This window comes from Streptomyces sp. NPDC093591, from assembly GCF_044764885.1.
Classification (GTDB): domain Bacteria; phylum Actinomycetota; class Actinomycetes; order Streptomycetales; family Streptomycetaceae; genus Streptomyces.
Genome location: NZ_JBIWIY010000016.1, coordinates 72777 through 90939, shown reverse-complemented (window position 1 = coordinate 90939; position 18163 = coordinate 72777). Strand labels below are relative to the sequence as shown.

Genomic DNA, 18163 nt, shown 5'->3' with positions numbered 1-18163 from the left:
GGCGCGCCGGAGGCATCGGGTGGCCGCCGCCCCGGCTGCCGCTCGGCCTCGCGGCGCGCACAGGCGCGCCGGATCGCCGCCGCGGCCTCGATCGCCTTGATGTCGAGGCCGGGTGGCTGTGGCGCGGCGGGGCCTCAGCGCCCCTTGAAGACGGGCGGCCGTTTCTCCAGGAACGCGGTCATGCCCTCCTTCTGGTCATCGGTCGCGAACAGGGCGTGGAAGACGCGGCGTTCGAAGAGGAGGCCGTCGCGCAGACCGGTCTCCAGAGCCTGGTCGACGCACTCGCGGGCCGCCGTGGCCGCCGCCCGGCCGTACGAGGCGATGGTCGCCGCCGCCTCCCGGGCCTCCGGCAGGACCTGGTCGTCCGGGACGACTCGGGAGACGAGACCGCAGCTGTCGGCCTCGCGGGCGTCCATCGTGCGGCCGGTGAGGATCAGGTCCATCGCCTTCGCCCGGCCGACGAGGCGGGTCAGGCGTTGGGTGCCGCCGATGCCGGGGATGACGCCGAGCTTGATCTCCGGCTGGCCGAAGACCGCCGACTCCCCCGCGATGACGAGGTCGCACATCATCGCCAGCTCGCAACCGCCGCCGAGCGCATAGCCGTTGACGGCGGCGATCTTCGGGGTGCGGAGCGTCGTGAAGCCCTCCCACGTCCCGAAGTAGTCCTCGGCCGCCATCTCCGCGGCCGTCTTCCCCGCCATCTCCCTGATGTCGGCGCCGGCCGCGAACACCTTCTCCGAACCGGTGAGGACGAAGCAGCCCACCTCGGGGTCCCGGTCCAACGGGCGCAGGGCATCGAGGAGTTCGGCCAGCAGGTCGCCGCTGAGGGCGTTGAGCACGTGCGGGCGGTGCAGACGTACGGTCACCACGGCGCCGTCGCGTTCGATCTTGAGGTTGTTCATCATCCGCTCCTCTGCGTCGAGTTACGAGTCCCAGATCGCGCCGTACGCCGGAATGCCGCGTCGCTCCAGGCCGTGCACCACCTGCCAGGTGAGCTTCTTGTTGGAGATGCAGATGACGGCCTCGGCTCCGAAGTCGCGGTACGCCTCGTAGGCGAGCCGGACCATGTCGGGCTTGCCGCGCCGGGAGGTGTCCCACACCAGGGCGTGCGGCTGCACGGCGAGGATCTCGTCGACCAGCGCGTCGCCGTAGGTGGTGCGGGGGTCGCGGGTCGCCCAGACCAGGCGGGAGGGAACCTCGGCGGCGAGGAGGTGGGGCAGGCAGGGGCCGATGCCGCTGCCGGTGGCGACGTAGACCACCTTCTTGAACAGGGTCTCTATGTTGGCGACTCCGGCCGTCGTGATGCCCTTGACCCAGACCCGGGCGGGCAGGTCGTCGATGAAGGCGCCCGTCCAGTCCCCGGCGCGCGAGATGGTGAGCCGGAAGCCGGGCTCGCCGGGTGCGGGGACGTTGGCGAAGGAGTGCCACTCCTTCAGCGGGCTGCGGCTGATCGCGGTCGAGGAGCCCGCGAAGGGGGTCTCGCCGTGGTCGAAGCGGGCCAGTACGACGTGCCGGGAGGGGCGTTCCAGACGTACGTCCACCTTGCGCAGCCGTAACCAGGGCAGGGCGACGCTGAAGGTGACGAGCGCGAGCACCATGAGCGCGACAGGGCCGGACGACGACAGCAGGGTGTGCGCCCAGAACAGGATCAGGGCCGTCCAGCCGCCGAAGCGGTGGATCTTCTCGAAGTGGTCGTGGTGGCGGGAGCGGAAGGGGGGCAGGGCGGTGCCGATGACGAGCGCGAGAAGGGTGATCAGGCTCCAGCTCACGGCCAGGAGTGCCGGGTCGGTCGTCATGAAGGCCAGCGCCAGGAACCACGCCGCGCCCGCCAGCGCCCCGCCCACGTGCAGTCCGCCGAAGTGGTACACCTTGCCCAGCGTCCAGCGGACCTTCAGCGGCCAGGTGGTCGGCGCCCAAGTGGCCAGCCTGAAGAGGAGGTTGATGACGTACTGCTGGCGCACGAGGACGGCGAGGGCGAGGTTCGCCAGTGCCGCGTGCCCCAGGGTCGGTGTCGACAGGGGCCAACCCGCCCACAGGAACGCCAGGTTGGCGGTGAGTACCAGAGCCGCCAGGCGGTTGTAGTGCATCAGGCGCGGATGCTTGAGCAGGCGGCGCGGGCCCGGGATCAGCGGCGGCAGATCGACGGCCTGACGGTTGAGGGACGTGGTCATCGGGCCGCCCCCTGAAGCGTCCGCTCCTCCGCCATCCGCAGCAGCGCCTGTTTGTCGATCTTGCCGCGGTCTGTCTCCGGCATGGATGTCAGGGGCATGACACTCTCGGGCACGCAGTAGTACGGCAGTGCCTCCGCCACCGCGCGGCGGGCACCGTCCGGGTCGACGTCCGCGGGGCAGACGAAGGACACCAGGGTCCGCGCGTCCCGCTTCAAGGTCACCGCGCGCACACAGCCCTCGACCGACTCCAGCACGGAGGAGACGGAGTCGAGCTCGACCCGGAAGCCGCGCACCTTGACCTGGTCGTCGGTGCGGCCGAGGTGTTCCAGTTCGCCGTCGGGAGTCCAGCGGCCGAGGTCACGCGTGCGGAACATGCGGCGGCCGGCGCCGAGGAAGGGGTCCGGGGCGTAGCGCTCCGCGTTCAGGGCGTCGTTGTCCAGGTAGCCGGCCGAGACGCAGTCGCCGCCCGCCCACATCTCCCCCACCTCGCCGATGGGCAGCGGGCGGCGGTCGGTGTCGAGGACGTAGACCGTGTTGTTGGGGGTCGGGCGGCCGATGGTGAGCAGCGGGTCGGACGGGCGATGCAGGTGCATGGTGTTGACGATGGTCGTCTCGGTCGGGCCGCAGCAGTTGTGGAAGGCGGCGTGCCGGGCCCACCGGTCGGCGAGCGGGCGGGGGCAAGGCTCTCCGGCGACGGCGACCGTGTGGACGCGCGGGCAGGTCGCCGGGTCGATGCCGGACAGCACGGTCGGGGTCGCGATCAGCACGTCGGCCGTGCGGGCCGCCGCGGCGACGTCCTTGCCGCGGATGACGAGGGTGCCGCCGTGGGTGAGGCAGCCGAGGATCTCCCAGGCGGCCATGTCGAAGGCGACGTTGAGGAGCTGGGCCACGCGGTCGCCGGGGCGGATGCCGAGGCCGCCGGGTTCGGTGAGGAGGATGTTGGCGACGTTGCGGTGGGTGACCTTCACGCCGTTGGGGCGGCCGGTGGTGCCGGAGGTGAAGAGGACGTAGCAGCCGTCGTCGGGGCGTATCGGAGTACGGGGTTCCGGGATGCGGGGTTCCGGGGGGTGAGGTTTCGGGGGGTGAGGTTTCGGGACGTACGGCTGTGGCTCGTCCAGCGTGATCATCAGGTGGCCGTCGGGCAGCGGCACCCGGTGGGCGTGCTCGGCGGCCGTGAGGACGACGCGGGTGCGGGCGCTGCGGATGACGTGGGCGAGCTGGTGCGGGGGTGCCTGACCGATGTCCTGGGGGACATAGGCGGCGCCCGCCTTCAGGATGCCGAGCAGGCCGACGAGCATCGGGATCGAGCGGCGCACGAAGAGTCCGACGTGGTCACCGGGGCGTACGCCCTCACGGGACAGGCGGGCGGCGAGGGCGTCGGCGCGGCGGTCGAGCTCGCCGTAGGTGATCCGGTCGCCCAGGTGTTCGGCGGCGATGGCGTACGGGGCGGCCGCGGCCTGCCGTTCCACGGCACGGTGGACGAGCGGGTCGGGGACGTCGACGGTGGGGCCGCGGCCGTACTGCCAGAAGAGGTGCTGCTCGCGGGGGGCGAGGCGGCCCAGGGGGCCTGGAGGGCGCAGGGGCATGGTCGGGGGACCTCCTGGCGGGCTGTTTCGAGATGACGGTTTGCCGTGCGGGCATGCCCGGTATGTCGAACGCCGTACGTAGACGCGATGCGCTGAGCGGCCGTGCGCGCATAATCGCGGGGGTGCAACGCCCTGAAGGGGCGCGAGGAACTGCGCGACCAGCCACAACGGCGCCGCAGACAACCCATCGCGGCACTCACAGTGGAGCGCTCAGCGCCTTATTGGGGACTGTAGTCCCGGCGCTTCAACTCTCAACCATGCGTGATCAGCCAACTACGGTACGGAATAAGACACGCGAGGCGACTTCCACAACAGCGGCAACCTCCGCACCACCCCGCGGCAACTCAAGCAGGGCGCCTGTGCGCCTCACGGCGGCCGGGCGGCGACGGGGAGGTCACCGTCCCGGCCGCGTAACAGGGAGCCGTCGCGCACGTAACACGCCCGACTCACGCTGGACGGCATGCCGAACTCCGCGACGCCCACGCACTGCCCGTACTGCGCCCTGCAGTGCGGAATGAACCTCACGCCCCTGCAGGACGGGGGTGTCGCGGTGGTCGAGCGCCCGGACTTCCCGGTGAACAAGGGGGCGCTGTGCGGCAAGGGCCGTACGGCTCCGGCGGTGCTCGCCACGAGCGTCCGCCTGACCTCACCGTTGGTGCGCTCAGGAGGCGAGCTCGTGCCCGCCACCTGGGACGAGGCGCTGGACCGCATCGCCGAGGGCCTGGCACGCACGCGTACGGAACATGGCCCGGACGCGTGCGGGGTCTTCGGCGGAGGCGGCCTGACGAACGAGAAGGCGTACAGCCTCGGCAAGTTCGCGAGGATCGTGCTCGGCACCTCGCAGATCGACTACAACGGCCGTTTCTGCATGTCGTCGGCGGCGGCGGCCGGGATAAAGGCGTTCGGGCTCGACCGGGGGCTGCCGTTCCCGCTGGAGGACATCCCGAAGACGGGCTGCGTCATCCTGGTCGGCTCGAACCTGGCGGAGACGATGCCGCCGTCGCTGCGCTTCTTCAACGAGCTGAAGGAGAACGGCGGCACCCTCATCGTCGTCGACCCGCGCCGCACCAAGACCGCCGAACAGGCCGACCTGCACCTGATGCCCCGCCCCGGCACCGACCTCGCGCTGGCCCTCGGCCTGCTGCACCTGGTCGTCGCCGAGGGGCGCGTGGACGAGGAGTACGTCCAGGAGCGCACGGTCGGCTGGGAGGACGCGCGGGCCGCCGCGATGGCGCACTGGCCGGAGTTCGCGGAGCGGATCACCGGGGTGTCGGTTCCTCAACTCCGGGAAGCCGTAAGGCTGTTCTGCGAGCCGGAGAACGCGATGGTGCTGACCGCGCGCGGGCCCGAGCAGCAGTCCAAGGGCACGGACACCGTGGGCGCGTGGATCAACCTGTGCCTGGCCACGGGGCGGGCGGGCCGTCCGCTGTCCGGCTACGGCTGCCTCACCGGGCAGGGCAACGGGCAGGGCGGGCGCGAGCACGGCCAGAAGGCCGACCAGCTGCCGGGCTACCGCAAGCTGGACGACCCGGCGGCGCGACGGCATGTCGCCGCGGTGTGGGGCGTGGACCCGGACAGCCTCCCCGGGCCGGGACGCAGCGCCTATGAGCTGCTGGACGCGCTGGGTACGGACATCCGGGCGCTGTTGCTGATGGCGTCCAACCCGGTGGTGTCGGCGCCGCGTGCCGCGCACATCGAGGAGCGCATCAAGTCCCTCGACTTCCTGGCCGTCTGCGACGTCGTGCTGTCGGAGACGGCGGCGCTCGCGGATGTCGTCCTGCCGGTCACGCAGTGGGCGGAGGAGACGGGGACCACGACCAACCTGGAGGGCCGGGTGCTGCTGCGGCGGCGCGCGATCACTCCTCCGGAGGGGATCCGCAGCGACCTCGAGGTCATGCACGAGCTGGCCGCCCGGCTGGGGCCGGAACCGGGCATGGAGAAGAAGTTCCCGACCGACCCCGAGGAGGTCTTCGAGGAGCTGCGCCGGGCGAGCGCGGGCGGCCCCGCCGACTACTCCGGGATCACGTACCGGCGGCTGATCGAGGAGAACGGGGTGTTCTGGCCGTGCCCGGCCACAGCCGACGACGGCTCGGGCGCGGGCGACGGCCTCGGGGCGGGCACGCCGGGCGACCGCGCTCAGGGTGCCTCGCCGGCCGTGACCGTCGGGGACGACAACCCGGCACAGGACGGGGATGTCGCCTCCGGCGTCCATCCCGGCACGCCCCGCCTCTTCCTCGACCGGTTCGCGACCCCGGACGGCAAGGCCCGTTTCGCCCCCGTCTCGCACCGCCCGGTCGCCGAGGAACCCGACGACGAGTACCCGGTCCTGCTGACGACCGGGCGGGTCGTGGCGCAGTACCAGTCCGGCGCCCAGACCCGCCGCGTCGACGAGCTGAACGCCGCCGCGCCGGGCCCGTTCGTGGAACTGCACCCCCGGCTGGCGGCGCGGCTCGGGACGGCCGAGGGCGATCCGGTGGCCGTGGTCTCGCGCCGGGGCCGCGCGGTCGCCCCCGCCCGCATCACGACCGGCATCCGCCCGGACACCGTCTTCATGCCGTTCCACTGGCCGGGCGAGGGCCGCGCCAACACCCTGACCAACCCGGCCCTGGACCCCACGTCCCGAATGCCGGAGTTCAAGGCTTGCGCGGTGCGGGTGGAGGCGGTGAAGCCGTAGGGAGCCGACGGCGCGGTGGCCGAGGACGATTGCGGCTGGCGCCGCGGCCACTGCGCGCCCGCCGACAACGGCGGGGTGACGACCCGGTCGGTCGCGGCCGGGACCGGCGATCCGGAGCCGTAGCCGGAGCCGGAGCCGGAGCCGGAGCCGGGGTCAACTCCCCACCAGTGGCGTGATGTTGAGAAGGTCACCCAGGCGCGGGGACCGCCCTCAGCCCGCCCGGCTCGTCCAGTCGCCGCTCTCGATGAGCTTTCCGTGGGCGCGCAGGCGGGCGGTGACCGCAGGGGCGGCGATGTACACCCAGGCCTGTACCGGTGTTCCGTCGGAGTCGCGGAGCACCTGGCGGGCGATGCGCTCGTAGAGGTTGCGCGGGCCGTCCGGGGCGTACTCCTCCAGGCGGTCGAGGGCCGCCAGGAGCGCGGGGTACTCCTCGGGGCGGGGGGTGACCAGGTCGCCGTACACCGTTCCGCTGCCGCCCCGTTCCTCGACGGCGTACGGGTAGCCCGGGCCGTCGTACAGCACCGCCCCGACGAGCCGTGCCGGTTCCTCGGTGAGGGTGCGGCCGCGCAGGAAGTGGTCGTGGTTGGGCTCTCCGGGGCGCAGGGTGCCGTAGACGAAGAACGGGAGTCGAGGAGAGAGGGTCACGGAAACGATTCTCTCCCCTCACACACCTGCACGTATTCACCCTGGTCATGGCATGTGCACGCCCCCTTGAATCTTGGGCAACCTCTGCGCCGCCCAGTTCAAGGAGACCGATGAGCCGAATACGGCCGCACATCCGGGGTTCCCGACTCGCCACGGCCGGCATCGCCGCCGCCGGCGCCACCCTGCTGGCCACCGCCCTCTCCCCCACCGCAGGCGCGGACGACAGTCCGACCAGGGCCACCGCGCTCGAGAACGCGGCGTCGGTCCTCACCGACCGCGCGGCGAGCCTGGGCCTGACCGCCGCGCAGGACACCACCGTGCGGGACGTGATCGTGGACGCGGACGGAACCCAGCACGTCCGCTACGACCGCACCTACCGTCAACTGCCGGTCCTCGGCGGCGACTTCGTCGTCCACCTGGCGAAGGACGGCACGTACCGCAGCGCCTCGCGCGCGACCACGAGCCCGATCTCCCTGGCGACCGTGACCCCCAGGATCTCGGCGCCGAAGGCGGCCGACCTCGCGGCGCGGCTGCTGCGCGCGGCGAACGTCGGCGAGACGCTGAAGCGGCTGACGGCCAAGCCCCGGCTGGTCGTCGACGCCCTGCACGGCGCGCCGAAGCTGGCCTGGCGTACCGACGCGGTCGCCCAGGACTCCGTCGGCAACCCGGTCGCCCGCACGGTGCTGACCGACGCCTCGACCGGCACGCGGATCGACGCGTGGGACAGCATCGAGACGGCGTCCGGTGACGGGAAGTCGCTGTACGGCGGCACAGTGCCGTTGGAGACGACGCAGTCGGGATCGACGTACCAGCTCAAGGACGCGACACGCGGCGGCACTTACACGGGTGACGCCGCGAACAAGACGGACACCTGCCTGCTGACCATCTGCCTCGGGCGCGCCCCGGCGACGGTCTTCACGGACGCCGACAACCACTGGGGCACGGGCACCACGGCCGACCGCTCGACGGCCGCGGTGGACGCGCAGTACGGCACGGACGTGACGTGGGACTACTACGAAGACGTCCACGGCCGTAAGGGCATCGCCGGTGACGGCAAGGGGTCGTTCAACCGTGTGCACTACGGCAAGAACTACAACAACGCCTTCTGGGACGACAGTTGCTTCTGCATGACGTACGGCGACGGTGACGGCACCCAGCTCGGACCGCTGGTGTCGCTGGACGTGGCCGGCCACGAGATGACGCACGGCGTGACGTCGAAGACCGCGGCGCTGACGTACTCGGGCGAGTCGGGCGGCCTGAACGAGGCGACGTCGGACATCTTCGGCACGCTGGTGGAGTTCCACGCCGCGAACTCCTCGGATCCGGGCGACTATCTGATCGGCGAGAAGATCGTCCGGTCGGGCTTCAGCCGGGACGCCCTGCGCTACATGGACAAGCCGTCGAAGGACGGCAGCTCGGTGGACTGCTGGAGCACGACGACGAAGGACCTCGACGTCCACTACTCCTCCGGCATCGGCAACCACTTCGCGTACCTCCTCGCCGAGGGCAGCGGTGCGAAGACGGTCAACGGCGTCAGCTACAACTCCCCGACCTGCGACGGCTCTTCGGTGAGCGGGATCGGCCGGGACAAGCTCGGCAAGATCTGGTACCGGGCGCTGACCGTCTACATGACGTCCTCGACGAACTACGCGGGGGCGCGGACGGCGACGCTGAGCGCGGCGAAGGACCTGTACGGGGCCGGTGGCGCGGAGTACAACGCGGTGGCGGCGGCCTGGAGCGCGGTGAACGTGGGCTGACCGACCGGGCTCGGGCGAGGGCGGAAATGCGGTGGCAGCGGTGACTTGGGGCCGGATACGCTCCGGCTCCGCCGCCGCCCGCCCGACCCCGAGCCGCCACGGAGCCGTATGTCGTCGCCCACGAAGATGCACGCCGACGAGCTGGACATCGACGCGGCCCTGGTCGCCCGGCTGGTCGCGGAGCAGTTCCCGCGGTGGGCCGGGCTGCCGGTGACGCGGGTCGCCTCCGCCGGGACGGACAACGCGATGTACCGGCTGGGCGCCGACATGGTCGTACGGCTGCCGCGGCTGCCGGGCGGGGCCCGTCAGGTCGACACGGAGCACCGCTGGCTGCCGCAGCTGGCCCCGCGTCTCCCCCTCCCCGTGCCGACGCCGCTCGCGAAGGGGGCGCCCGGTGCGGGGTACGGGCTGCCGTGGGGGGTGTACGAGTGGCTGGACGGCGAGAACTCCTACGACGCGCCGATCCTCGAACTACGGGATGCCGCCGAGCGGTTGGGCCGGTTCGTGGCGGCCCTGCGGAAGGTGGACGCCGTGGGCGGGCCGCCGTCGTGGCGGGGCGGCCCGGTCGGTGAGCACGACGACTACGTACGGACCGCGATCCGCGACCTGGGCGCCGCCGGAGTGCTGGACGCCGAGCTCGCGGCAGCGGCCTGGGAGGAGACCCTCCGCCTCCCCCAGTGGGACGCCGCCCCCGTCTGGCTCCACGGCGACCTGCTCCCGGGCAACCTGCTGACCTCCGCCGGCCGCCTCACCGCCGTCATCGACTTCGGCGGCCTCGGGGTCGGAGACCCGGCGGCCGACACCCTCGCGGCCTGGGCGGTCTTCGACGACGCGACCCGTGACGTGTTCCGCGCGGCGGGCGAGGTCGACGACGCGACGTGGGCGCGGGGCCGGGGGTGGGCACTGTGCTTCGGGTTGATGGCGGAGCACTACTACGGCGGTCGCTGCGGGAACGGGACGAATCCGGTGCTGGCGGGGGTGGGGATGCGGGCCGTGGGCGAGGTGCTGGCCGAGCACGGTCCGCTGTAGAACAGGCGCGACCGAACCGCCGGCGCCGACGGCGGTCACCCGTTCACACCCCCGGCCCCGCGCCCATCGGCTCTCTTCCACGACATGCCCGGGACAGGGCGGTGACCTGCTGAAACACCACCGCATGGTGATTGCGCCCCTCCCCTGCGACACCCATTCACCCCGTTTTCGGGGCTCCCTCGAGAAGCGCTCCCGCCCCACTGCCCCTTTCCTCGAAAGGGCAGGGGCGCGACCGACGCAGCGGCACATGGGGGTGTCGCGGGCCGTGGCCCCGCTGAGTGCGGAGGAGCATCGATGCGACGTACCGCCCGTCTGCTGACCGGGACCGCGCTGGCCGCCGGCGCCGTGGGGCTCGTCGTCACGCCCGCGTACGGCGACGACGGCGGTGGCCTGGAGGTGTCCCCGGCGTCGGTCGTGCCGGGCGACGAGGTCACGGTGCGCACGGCCGACTGCGGGGACGGCGTCACGGCGGCGGGCGACGCCAGCGCCGTGGGCGCGGGTTCCTTCACGCTGGCGCCGCACGAGCGGGACGCGGCAGGGGAGTTCCGGGTGCCGCCGAGCGCGCAGCCGGGGACGTACGAGATCGTCGCGACCTGCGCCGAGGACGGCCGGCGGGTGACGGGGGACCTGGTGGTCACGCTGACGTCCCCGCGTGCCGAACAGGTGTATCCGAGAGGAAGTGTGAAGACGGGGGTCGGTGGCGCTCTTGGCCCCGATCCCGTGCAGACCGCGGCCGGCGTGGCGGCTCTCGCCGTCGCCGCCGCGGGCGGTACCTGGCTCCTGCATCGCCGGGCGAGAGGCGACGGGATCTGACGGACACCCTCCGCTGTCCGTCCACCGGTACCGCACGTCCCCTCCCCCTCCGGGTCCGACGCCCCTCGCGGCCCGGAGGGGGATGAGGGCGGCCCGAGGAGAGTCCCAGGAGGCTCGCGTGCGCAGTCACCGCAGTCGCCGCAGCGTCGGCAACGCCGCCATAGCCGGCGTCACCGTGCTGGCCCTGGGCTCCGGCGCCTGGCTGCTGAGCAGCGGCGCCGAGACACATGCGCCGCCGCAGCCGTCGGCGGCGCAGTCCGGCCCACGCTCCATCGCCCCCCGCTCCGCCACCCCCGCCCTCCCCCCGTCCCCGCCCGACCGCATCCGCATCCCCTCGATACGCGTGGACGCTCCCCTCATGGGCCTGGGCCTGACGAGGACGGGCAGCCTCGACGTCCCGCCCGCCGAGCGGAAGAACCTCGCCGGCTGGTACGAGGCCGGCACCACGCCCGGTGAGACGGGCACCGCGATCGTCGCCGGCCACGTCGACAACACCGAAGGGCCCGCCGTCTTCTACCACCTCGGCGCCCTGAAGAAGGGCAGCACGATCGAGGTGGAACGCCGGGACGGCGGCACGGCGCTCTTCTCCGTCGACGCCGTCGAGGTGTACGACGCGAAGGCCTTCCCCGACAAGAAGGTGTACGGCCCGGCGCCGCGCCCCGAGCTGCGGGTGATCACCTGCGGCGGCGGTTACTCACGGACGACCGGATATCAGGGCAACGTCGTCGTCTTCGCGCACCTCACCGGCAGCCGCTGACAGCTCCGCTCGGGCATCCAGGATGTTCTGCCGGCCCCATGCCCCGAGTGGTCCCAGGGCCGCGTTGAGCGACGCCCCGAGCGGCGTCAGCGAGTACTCCACACGCGGCGGCACCTCGTCGTACGCCTCCCGGTGGACGATCCCGTCGGCCGCCAGCTCCCGCAGCTGTGCCGCGAGCACCTTCTCCGTCACCCCGGGCAGCTCGCGCCGCAACTCCCCGAAGCGGCACGGCCGCTCGTTCAGCGCCCAGAGGATGAGCACCTTCCACTTGCCGCCGACCACGTCCATCGCCGCGTCGATGCCACAGATGTACGCCCCCGGCCGCCGTCCGACCGTCATGTGACCGCCTCCCCTGCCTGGACGCTTTCCCGGCGGTAACCACCCACTCCGAAGTACGTACTTGAGCGGGCCGTTCCCCTGCGACGAGCCTAAACGCCATGACTGACAACGCACTTGCCTCTACGACCTCGAATTCGACCCCGAATTCGACCCCGACCCCGTTGACCCTCCTCGGTACCGGAGCCATGGGCACCGCCCTGGCCCGCGCCTGGCTCTCCGCCGGACACCCGGTGACCGTCTGGAACCGCACCCCGGCCCGGGCGGAGCCCCTGGCCGCCGAAGGCGCGACCGTCGCCGCGAGCGCCGCCGAGGCGGTGGCCGCAAACCGGCTGGTCGTCGTCTGCCTGCTCGACGACGCCTCGGTCGGCGCGGCCCTCGAAGGCGCCGACCTGGCCGGCCGCGACCTGGTGAACCTCACCACCGGCACACCCGCCCAGGGCCGCTCCCGCGCCGCCGGGGCCGAAGCGCGCGGCGCCCGTTTCCTGGACGCCGGGATCATGGCCGTACCGCCGATGATCGGGGACGCGGAGTCGGGGGCGTACGTCTTCTACAGCGGCTCGCCCGGCCTCTTCGAGGAGCACAGCGACACCCTCGGTGTCCCCGCCGGCACCCGGTACGTCGGCGCGGACCCGGGCTTCGCGGCGCTGCACGACGTGGCGCTGCTGAGCGCGATGACCGGCATGTTCGCGGGCGTTCTGCACGCCTTCGCGCTGATCCGCCGGGAGGACATCGCCCCGAAGGACTTCGCGCCGCTGCTGGTGTCGTGGCTCGGCGCGATGGCGCCCGCCGCGCACAAGGCCGCCGATCAGCTGGAGAGCGGCGACTACGGCACCGACGTCGTCTCCAATCTCGCGATGCAGGTCGCCGGCAACGCCACCCTGCTGGCCACGGCCGAGGAGCAGGGCGTGAGCCCGGAACTGCTGACGCCGTACATGGCCCTGTTGGAGCGGCAGCTCGCCGCCGGGCACGGCGACGAGGACACGACGGGCGCGGTCGAACTGCTCTATGCGCGACGGGGTGCCGGGGCCGGAGAGTAGATCCTGCGGATAGGGCCTGTCTGACAATTCCCGTCGTCCGCCCAGGCCCTAGGCCACCCACTGCTCGTACGCCAGCTTCGCCACCAGCGCGAACACCACCGTCAGCAGCACCCCGCGGACGAATCCACTGCCCTTCTTCAGCGCCGTACGCGCCCCCAGCATGCCGCCCGCCAGATTGAAGACAGCCATCAGCCCGGCCAGCTGCCACAGCACCGTGCCCTGCCAGGCGAACGTGGCCAGCGCGCCGGCGTTGGTGCAGCAGTTGACGATCTTGGCGGTGGCGGAGGCGGTCACGAGGTCGAGGTGGAGCACGGCGGTGAGGGCAAGGACCAGGAAGGTGCCGGTGCCGGGGCCGATCAGGCCGTCGTAGAAGCCGATGCCCAGGCCCGCGAGGCCGATCGCGGCGAGGACCTGGCGGCGGGTGGCCGGGCCCGTCGCCGGGGCGGTGCCGAAGGCGGGGCGCAGGATCACGAAGGCGGCGACGGCGAGCAGCACCACCATGATCACGGGCTTGAGCACCTCGGTGCTCATGCCGGCCGCGAAGAAGGCGCCGGCGGAGGAGCCCGCGAGGGCCGCCAGCCCGATGCGGACGGCGAGCCGCACGTCCACGGGCGCCTTGCGGGCGTACGTCACCGCGGCGCCCGTCGTGCCGACGATCGCGACCGCCTTGTTGGTGCCGAGCGCGTACGCGGCCGGCGTGCTCGCGGGGAGGCCGAGCAGCAGCGCCGGGAGCAGGAGCAGGCCCCCGCCGCCGACCACGGCGTCGATCCAGCCGGCCGCGAGGGCCGCGAGGCACAGGACGACGACCATGGTCAGCGATATCTCGGGCATGATCGCGACCCTAGGCGGCCGATGCGTGTGAGGTCCACGTAAATGAGGAGTATCTGAGGTTACGGCGGGGCCGGGCCCCTCCCCCTCAGGGCCTGGCCCCTCCCCCTTCCCGGAGCCGATCTCACAGCCCGCCCCCACCGCGCTCCCCGAACCCTCACACTCGCCCGCCGCCCCCGCTGAGGGCAGCGTTCCTCGTGGGAAACAGACGTGATGCGGTCGGGTAACACCGGCACCGCACGCTCAAGTGCATGACCTCGAATACGCGTGTGGTGGTGATCGGCGCCGGCCTCGCGGGCGTACGACTCGCCCGGCGGCTCGGTGAGCTCGGCACGCCCGTCACGCTCATCGGCGACGAGGAGCACCGCCCGTACAACCGGGTGCTCCTCGCCGAAGTGCTGGCCGGGCGGTACAGCCCCGACGTGATCGCGCTGCCCGCGCCCGCGCAGCTCACCCGTGCCCGGGTCACCGGCATCGACCGTCAGGCGCGGACCGTCGAGTGCGCGGACGGTTCGAAGATCGCATACGACCGACTGGTCCTGGCCACCGGCTCGAACCCGGTGCTGCCGCCCCTGCGCGGCCTGTTCACTCCGGACCACGTCCTGCCGGAGGGCGTCCACGCCTTCCGCACCATGGACGACTGCCTGGGCCTGTCCAAGGCGGTCCGGCCGGGAGCGAAGGCGGTCGTCATCGGCGGCGGGCTCCTCGGGGTCTCCGCGGCACGCGCGCTCGCCCAGCGCGGCGCCCAGGTCGTCCTCGCCCAGCAGGCCGAGCGGCTCATGGAGCGCCAGCTCGACCCGAGCGCCTCCAAGCTCGTCCGGCGCCACCTCGGGGACCTCGGTGTCGAGGTCCACACCGACCTGCGGGTACGTGACGTGCGCTGTGTCGGCGGCGCGGTCCGCTCGGTCGAGATGGCCGACGGTTACGCCCTCGACGCCGACCTCGTGGTCCTGGCCTGCGGTGTGCGCCCGCGCGCGGGCCTCGCGCAGGCCGCGGGGCTGGACGTGCGCAAGGGCATCGTCGTCGACGACGAGCTGCGCACCTCCGACCCGTACATCCACGCCATCGGCGACTGCGCCCAGCACGACGGCACCGTCTACGGGCTGGCCACTCCGGCCCTCGAACAGGCCGAGGTGCTGGCCGAGTCGCTGGCCGGCCGGGCCCACGCCCGGTACACCGGCACCCGTTCGCTGACCCGGCTCACGCTGCCCGGTCAGAGCGCCTTCGACCTCGCCGCGTTCGGCGAGACGGAGCCGCGCCCCGGGGACGACGTCGTCCAGCTCACGGACGCCACCCGAGGCACCTACCGCAAGGTCGTCGTCCGCGACGACCGCCTGGTCGGCGGGGTTCTCGTCGGCGAACTCGGCACCGTCGGCGCGCTCGCCCGCGCCTGGGAGGGAGCAGAGCCGCTCCCCGACGACGGCCCCCTGCTCCACCTGCTCACCAACGATGGAGGCTCCTGATGACCGCCACCCCGGAGGCCACGGAGGCCACCCCCACGATCGTGCTCGTCGGCCATGGCATGGTCGGCCAGCGCTTCCTCGAAGCGCTCGCCGAGCGCGGCATGACCGCCACGCACCGCGTGGTCGTGCTGTGCGAGGAGCCGCGTCCGGCGTACGACCGCGTCGCCCTCACCTCGTACTTCGCGGGCAAGACGCCCGAGGACCTCTCCATGACGGACATGGAGTTCATCGACACGCACGGCATCGAGCTGTACGTCGGTGACCCGGCGGAGACGATCGACCGCGAGGCGAAGAAGGTCACGGCCAGGTCGGGCCAGGTCTTCGACTACGACACCCTCGTCCTCGCCACCGGCTCGTTCCCGTTCGTGCCGCCGGTCCCCAACAAGGACGCCGAGGGCTGTTTCGTCTACCGCACGATCGAGGACCTCCTCGCCATCGAGGAGTACGCGAAGACGGCGAAGACGGGTGCCGTGGTCGGCGGCGGTCTGCTCGGCCTGGAGGCCGCGGGCGCGCTGAAGGGCCTCGGACTCACCTCCCACATCGTGGAGTTCGCGCCGCGCCTGATGCCGGTGCAGGTCGACGAGGGCGGCGGCACCGCGCTGCTGCGCACCATCGAGAACATGGGCCTGAGCGTCCACACGGGCGTGGGCACGCAGGAGATCGTCGTCGACGAGGCCGGTGCCGTCACCGGCATGAAGCTCTCCGACGGCTCCGAACTCGCCACCGACATGGTGGTGTTCTCCGCCGGTGTCCGCCCCCGCGACCAGCTGGCCCGCGACTGCGGCCTCACGGTCGGCGAGCGCGGCGGCATCGCGGTCGACGAGCAGTGCCGTACGGTCTCCGACCCGCACGTGTTCGCGATCGGCGAGTGCGCGCTGGCCTCCGACGGCCGGGTGTACGGCTTGGTCGCCCCGGGTTACGAGCAGGCCGAGACGGCCGCCGCGACGATCGCCGAGGACGAGGCGGAGTTCACCGGCGCGGACCTGTCCACCAAGCTGAAGCTGCTCGGCGTGGACGTGGCGTCCTTCGGTGACGCGCACGGCACCGCCGAGGACTGCCTGGACGTCGTCTACTCCGACTCCCGCGCGGGCCTGTACAAGAAGCTGGTCATCGGCCGCGACGGCACCCTGCTCGGCGGCATCCTGGTCGGCGACGCGGAGGCGTACGGCACGCTGAAGGCGTTCACCGGCTCGGTCCCGCCGGTCTCGCCCGAGTCGCTGGTGCTGCCGGCCGGTGCCGGGGCGCCTGCCCAGCTCGGCCCGTCCGCGCTGCCTGACGAGGCGGTCATCTGCTCCTGCCACAACGTCACCAAGGGCACGATCCGCGGCGCGGTCACCGACCACCAGTGCACGACCGTGCCCGAGGTGAAGAAGTGCACCAAGGCCGGTACGGGCTGCGGCTCCTGCATCAAGGTGCTCGGCCAGCTGGTCACCGCCGAGCTGGAGGCGTCCGGCGTCGAGGTCGACAAGGGCCTGTGCGGCTGCTTCTCGCAGACCCGCGAGGAGCTGTACGAGATCGTCCTCGCCCTGCGCATCAACACCTACCAGGACCTGCTGGACCGCTACGGCCGCGACGGCGCCAAGGGCGGCGACGGCTGCGAGATCTGCAAGCCGGCGGTGGGCTCCATCATCGCCTCCCTCGCCCCGACGATCGGCGCGAGCGGCTACGTCCTGGACGGCGAGCAGGCCTCCCTGCAGGACTCCAACGACCACTTCCTGGCCAACCTCCAGAAGAACGGCTCGTACTCGGTCGTCCCGCGCATCCCCGGCGGTGAGATCACCCCCGAGGGCCTGATCGTGATCGGCGAGATCGCCCGCGACTTCGGCCTCTACACGAAGATCACGGGTGGCCAGCGGATCGACATGTTCGGCGCCCGTGTCGAGCAACTCCCGCTCATCTGGACCCGGTTGGTGGACGCAGGCTTCGAGTCCGGCCACGCGTACGGCAAGGCGCTGCGCACCGTGAAGTCCTGCGTCGGCCAGACCTGGTGCCGCTACGGCGTCCAGGACTCGGTCCGCATGGCGATCGACCTGGAGCTGCGCTACCGGGGCCTGCGCTCCCCGCACAAGCTGAAGTCGGCCGTCTCCGGCTGCCAGCGCGAGTGCGCGGAGGCCCAGTCGAAGGACTTCGGCGTGATCGCCACCGCCAACGGCTGGAACCTGTACGTCGGCGGCAACGGCGGCGCCACCCCGCGCCACGCGGACCTGCTGGCCCAGGACCTGTCCGACGCCGAGCTGATCAAGCTGATCGACCGCTTCCTGATGTTCTACATCCGTACGGCGGACCGGCTGGAGCGCACGTCCACCTGGCTGGAGCGCATCCCCGGCGGCCTGGACCACGTCCGGGACGTGGTCGTGGAGGACTCCCTCGGCATCTGCGAGGAGCTGGAGTCCCTGATGGCGGACCACGTGGCGCACTACGCCGACGAGTGGGCGACGACCATCAACGACCCCGAGAAGCTCTCCCGCTTCGTGTCCTTCGTGAACGCCCCCGATACCCCCGACCCGGTCGTCGGCTTCATCCCCGAGCGCGACCAGATCAAGCCCGACCTGCCGCTGCTGTCCATCGGCATGCGCCCCGCTGAAGACGTCCTGGAAGGAAGCGCCCAGCGATGACCCTGGCACCCGAGACGACCGACCTGAAGGTCCAGCTCAAGCTGGAGGACGACTGGTTCACGGTCTGCGACCTGAGCCGGCTGATCCCCGGCCGCGGCGTGGCCGCGCTCCTCCCCGACGGCCGCCAGGTGGCCCTGTTCCGCGACCGGAACGGCGCCCTGTACGCCATCGACAACCGCGACCCCTTCGGCGGCGCGGCGGTCCTCTCCCGCGGCCTGACCGGCACTCACCAGGGCCGCCCGTTCGTCGCCTCACCCCTGCTGAAGCAGCGCTTCGACCTGGAGTCCGGGCAGTGCCTGGACGACGAGGCGGTGCGGATCGCGGCGTACGAGGTGCGCACCGCCGGCTAGCGACGGGCGGACCTCGTAGGGTTCCTGCCGAGGAGTTTCCTGATCGGCCGAGGGCGGCGTGGCACGAGCCACGCCGCCCTCGGCCGCGTCTCGGGGAAG

The 18163-nt window shown here is 72.3% G+C and carries 15 protein-coding genes; 9 read left to right on the top strand and 6 right to left on the bottom strand.

Annotation, left to right across the window (positions count from 1 at the left end; genetic code table 11):
- Positions 1-134: 134 nt before the first annotated feature.
- Genes ACIREI_RS30805 through ACIREI_RS30795 form a run of 3 tightly spaced genes read right to left on the bottom strand, consistent with a single transcriptional unit; the run spans position 135 to position 3757 of the window.
- Complete coding sequence (locus ACIREI_RS30805) at positions 135-902, bottom strand: enoyl-CoA hydratase-related protein (protein ID WP_403339639.1); 768 nt, start codon at positions 900-902, stop codon at positions 135-137.
- Positions 903-923: 21 nt separating this feature from the next.
- Positions 924-2171 (bottom strand): hypothetical protein, encoded by a 1248-nt coding sequence (locus ACIREI_RS30800; RefSeq protein ID WP_403339636.1) that lies wholly within the window; start codon positions 2169-2171, stop codon positions 924-926.
- A complete protein-coding gene (locus ACIREI_RS30795) occupies positions 2168-3757 on the bottom strand; it encodes an amino acid adenylation domain-containing protein (RefSeq protein WP_403339634.1) in 1590 nt (529 codons plus the stop codon). The genes ACIREI_RS30800 and ACIREI_RS30795 overlap by 4 nt, the downstream gene beginning before the upstream one ends.
- Positions 3758-4217: 460 nt before the next feature.
- Between ACIREI_RS30795 and ACIREI_RS30790 the strand changes: the two genes are divergently transcribed.
- On the top strand, positions 4218-6431 hold the full coding sequence (locus tag ACIREI_RS30790; protein ID WP_403339631.1) for a molybdopterin oxidoreductase family protein: 2214 nt from the start codon (positions 4218-4220) through the stop codon (positions 6429-6431).
- A gap of 210 nt (positions 6432-6641) precedes the next feature.
- Here the strand turns inward: ACIREI_RS30790 and ACIREI_RS30785 are convergent, their stop codons facing one another.
- Positions 6642-7076, bottom strand: coding sequence for a gamma-glutamylcyclotransferase family protein (locus ACIREI_RS30785; RefSeq protein ID WP_403339629.1), 435 nt, complete (start codon positions 7074-7076; stop codon positions 6642-6644).
- A 110-nt stretch (positions 7077-7186) separates the two neighbouring features.
- Between ACIREI_RS30785 and ACIREI_RS30780 the strand changes: the two genes are divergently transcribed.
- The 4 genes from ACIREI_RS30780 to ACIREI_RS30765 all read left to right on the top strand — a co-directional run bounded on the left by ACIREI_RS30780 (position 7187) and on the right by ACIREI_RS30765 (position 11432).
- On the top strand, positions 7187-8833 hold the full coding sequence (locus ACIREI_RS30780) for a M4 family metallopeptidase (RefSeq protein ID WP_403339626.1): 1647 nt from the start codon (positions 7187-7189) through the stop codon (positions 8831-8833).
- 108 nt (positions 8834-8941) lie between these two features.
- The gene (locus tag ACIREI_RS30775) at positions 8942-9862 is read left to right on the top strand and encodes an aminoglycoside phosphotransferase family protein (RefSeq protein ID WP_403339624.1); all 921 of its coding nucleotides are present in this window, start codon (positions 8942-8944) and stop codon (positions 9860-9862) included.
- Between the two features lie 294 nt (positions 9863-10156).
- Positions 10157-10675, top strand: coding sequence for a hypothetical protein (locus ACIREI_RS30770; RefSeq protein WP_403339621.1), 519 nt, complete (start codon positions 10157-10159; stop codon positions 10673-10675).
- Between the two features lie 82 nt (positions 10676-10757).
- Positions 10758-11432 carry a class F sortase gene (locus tag ACIREI_RS30765; protein WP_403339618.1) on the top strand — a complete coding sequence of 225 codons (675 nt, stop codon included), beginning with the start codon at positions 10758-10760 and terminating at the stop codon, positions 11430-11432.
- Here the strand turns inward: ACIREI_RS30765 and ACIREI_RS30760 are convergent.
- Positions 11370-11771: a winged helix-turn-helix transcriptional regulator gene (locus ACIREI_RS30760; RefSeq protein WP_403339615.1), complete on the bottom strand. Its 402-nt coding sequence runs from the start codon at positions 11769-11771 to the stop codon at positions 11370-11372. The genes ACIREI_RS30765 and ACIREI_RS30760 overlap by 63 nt on opposite strands.
- A gap of 98 nt (positions 11772-11869) precedes the next feature.
- Here ACIREI_RS30760 and ACIREI_RS30755 point away from each other — a divergent pair, with 98 nt between their 5' ends.
- A complete protein-coding gene (locus tag ACIREI_RS30755) occupies positions 11870-12808 on the top strand; it encodes an NAD(P)-dependent oxidoreductase (RefSeq protein WP_403339612.1) in 939 nt (312 codons plus the stop codon).
- Between the two features lie 48 nt (positions 12809-12856).
- Here ACIREI_RS30755 and ACIREI_RS30750 read toward each other — a convergent pair whose 3' ends face one another.
- Entirely contained in the window at positions 12857-13639 is a 783-nt protein-coding gene (locus tag ACIREI_RS30750; RefSeq protein WP_403339609.1) for a sulfite exporter TauE/SafE family protein, read from the bottom strand.
- A 248-nt stretch (positions 13640-13887) separates the two neighbouring features.
- Between ACIREI_RS30750 and ACIREI_RS30745 the strand changes: the two genes are divergently transcribed.
- Genes ACIREI_RS30745 through nirD form a run of 3 tightly spaced genes read left to right on the top strand, consistent with a single transcriptional unit; the run spans position 13888 to position 18064 of the window.
- Positions 13888-15099, top strand: a complete 1212-nt coding sequence (locus tag ACIREI_RS30745) for an NAD(P)/FAD-dependent oxidoreductase (RefSeq protein ID WP_403339606.1) — start codon at positions 13888-13890, stop codon at positions 15097-15099.
- Positions 15099-17714: a nitrite reductase large subunit NirB gene (nirB, locus tag ACIREI_RS30740; protein WP_403339603.1), complete on the top strand. Its 2616-nt coding sequence runs from the start codon at positions 15099-15101 to the stop codon at positions 17712-17714. Before ACIREI_RS30745 ends, nirB begins: the two co-directional genes overlap by 1 nt.
- A complete protein-coding gene (gene nirD / locus ACIREI_RS30735; protein WP_403339600.1) occupies positions 17711-18064 on the top strand; it encodes a nitrite reductase small subunit NirD in 354 nt (117 codons plus the stop codon). The genes nirB and nirD overlap by 4 nt, the downstream gene beginning before the upstream one ends.
- Positions 18065-18163: the final 99 nt, after the last annotated feature.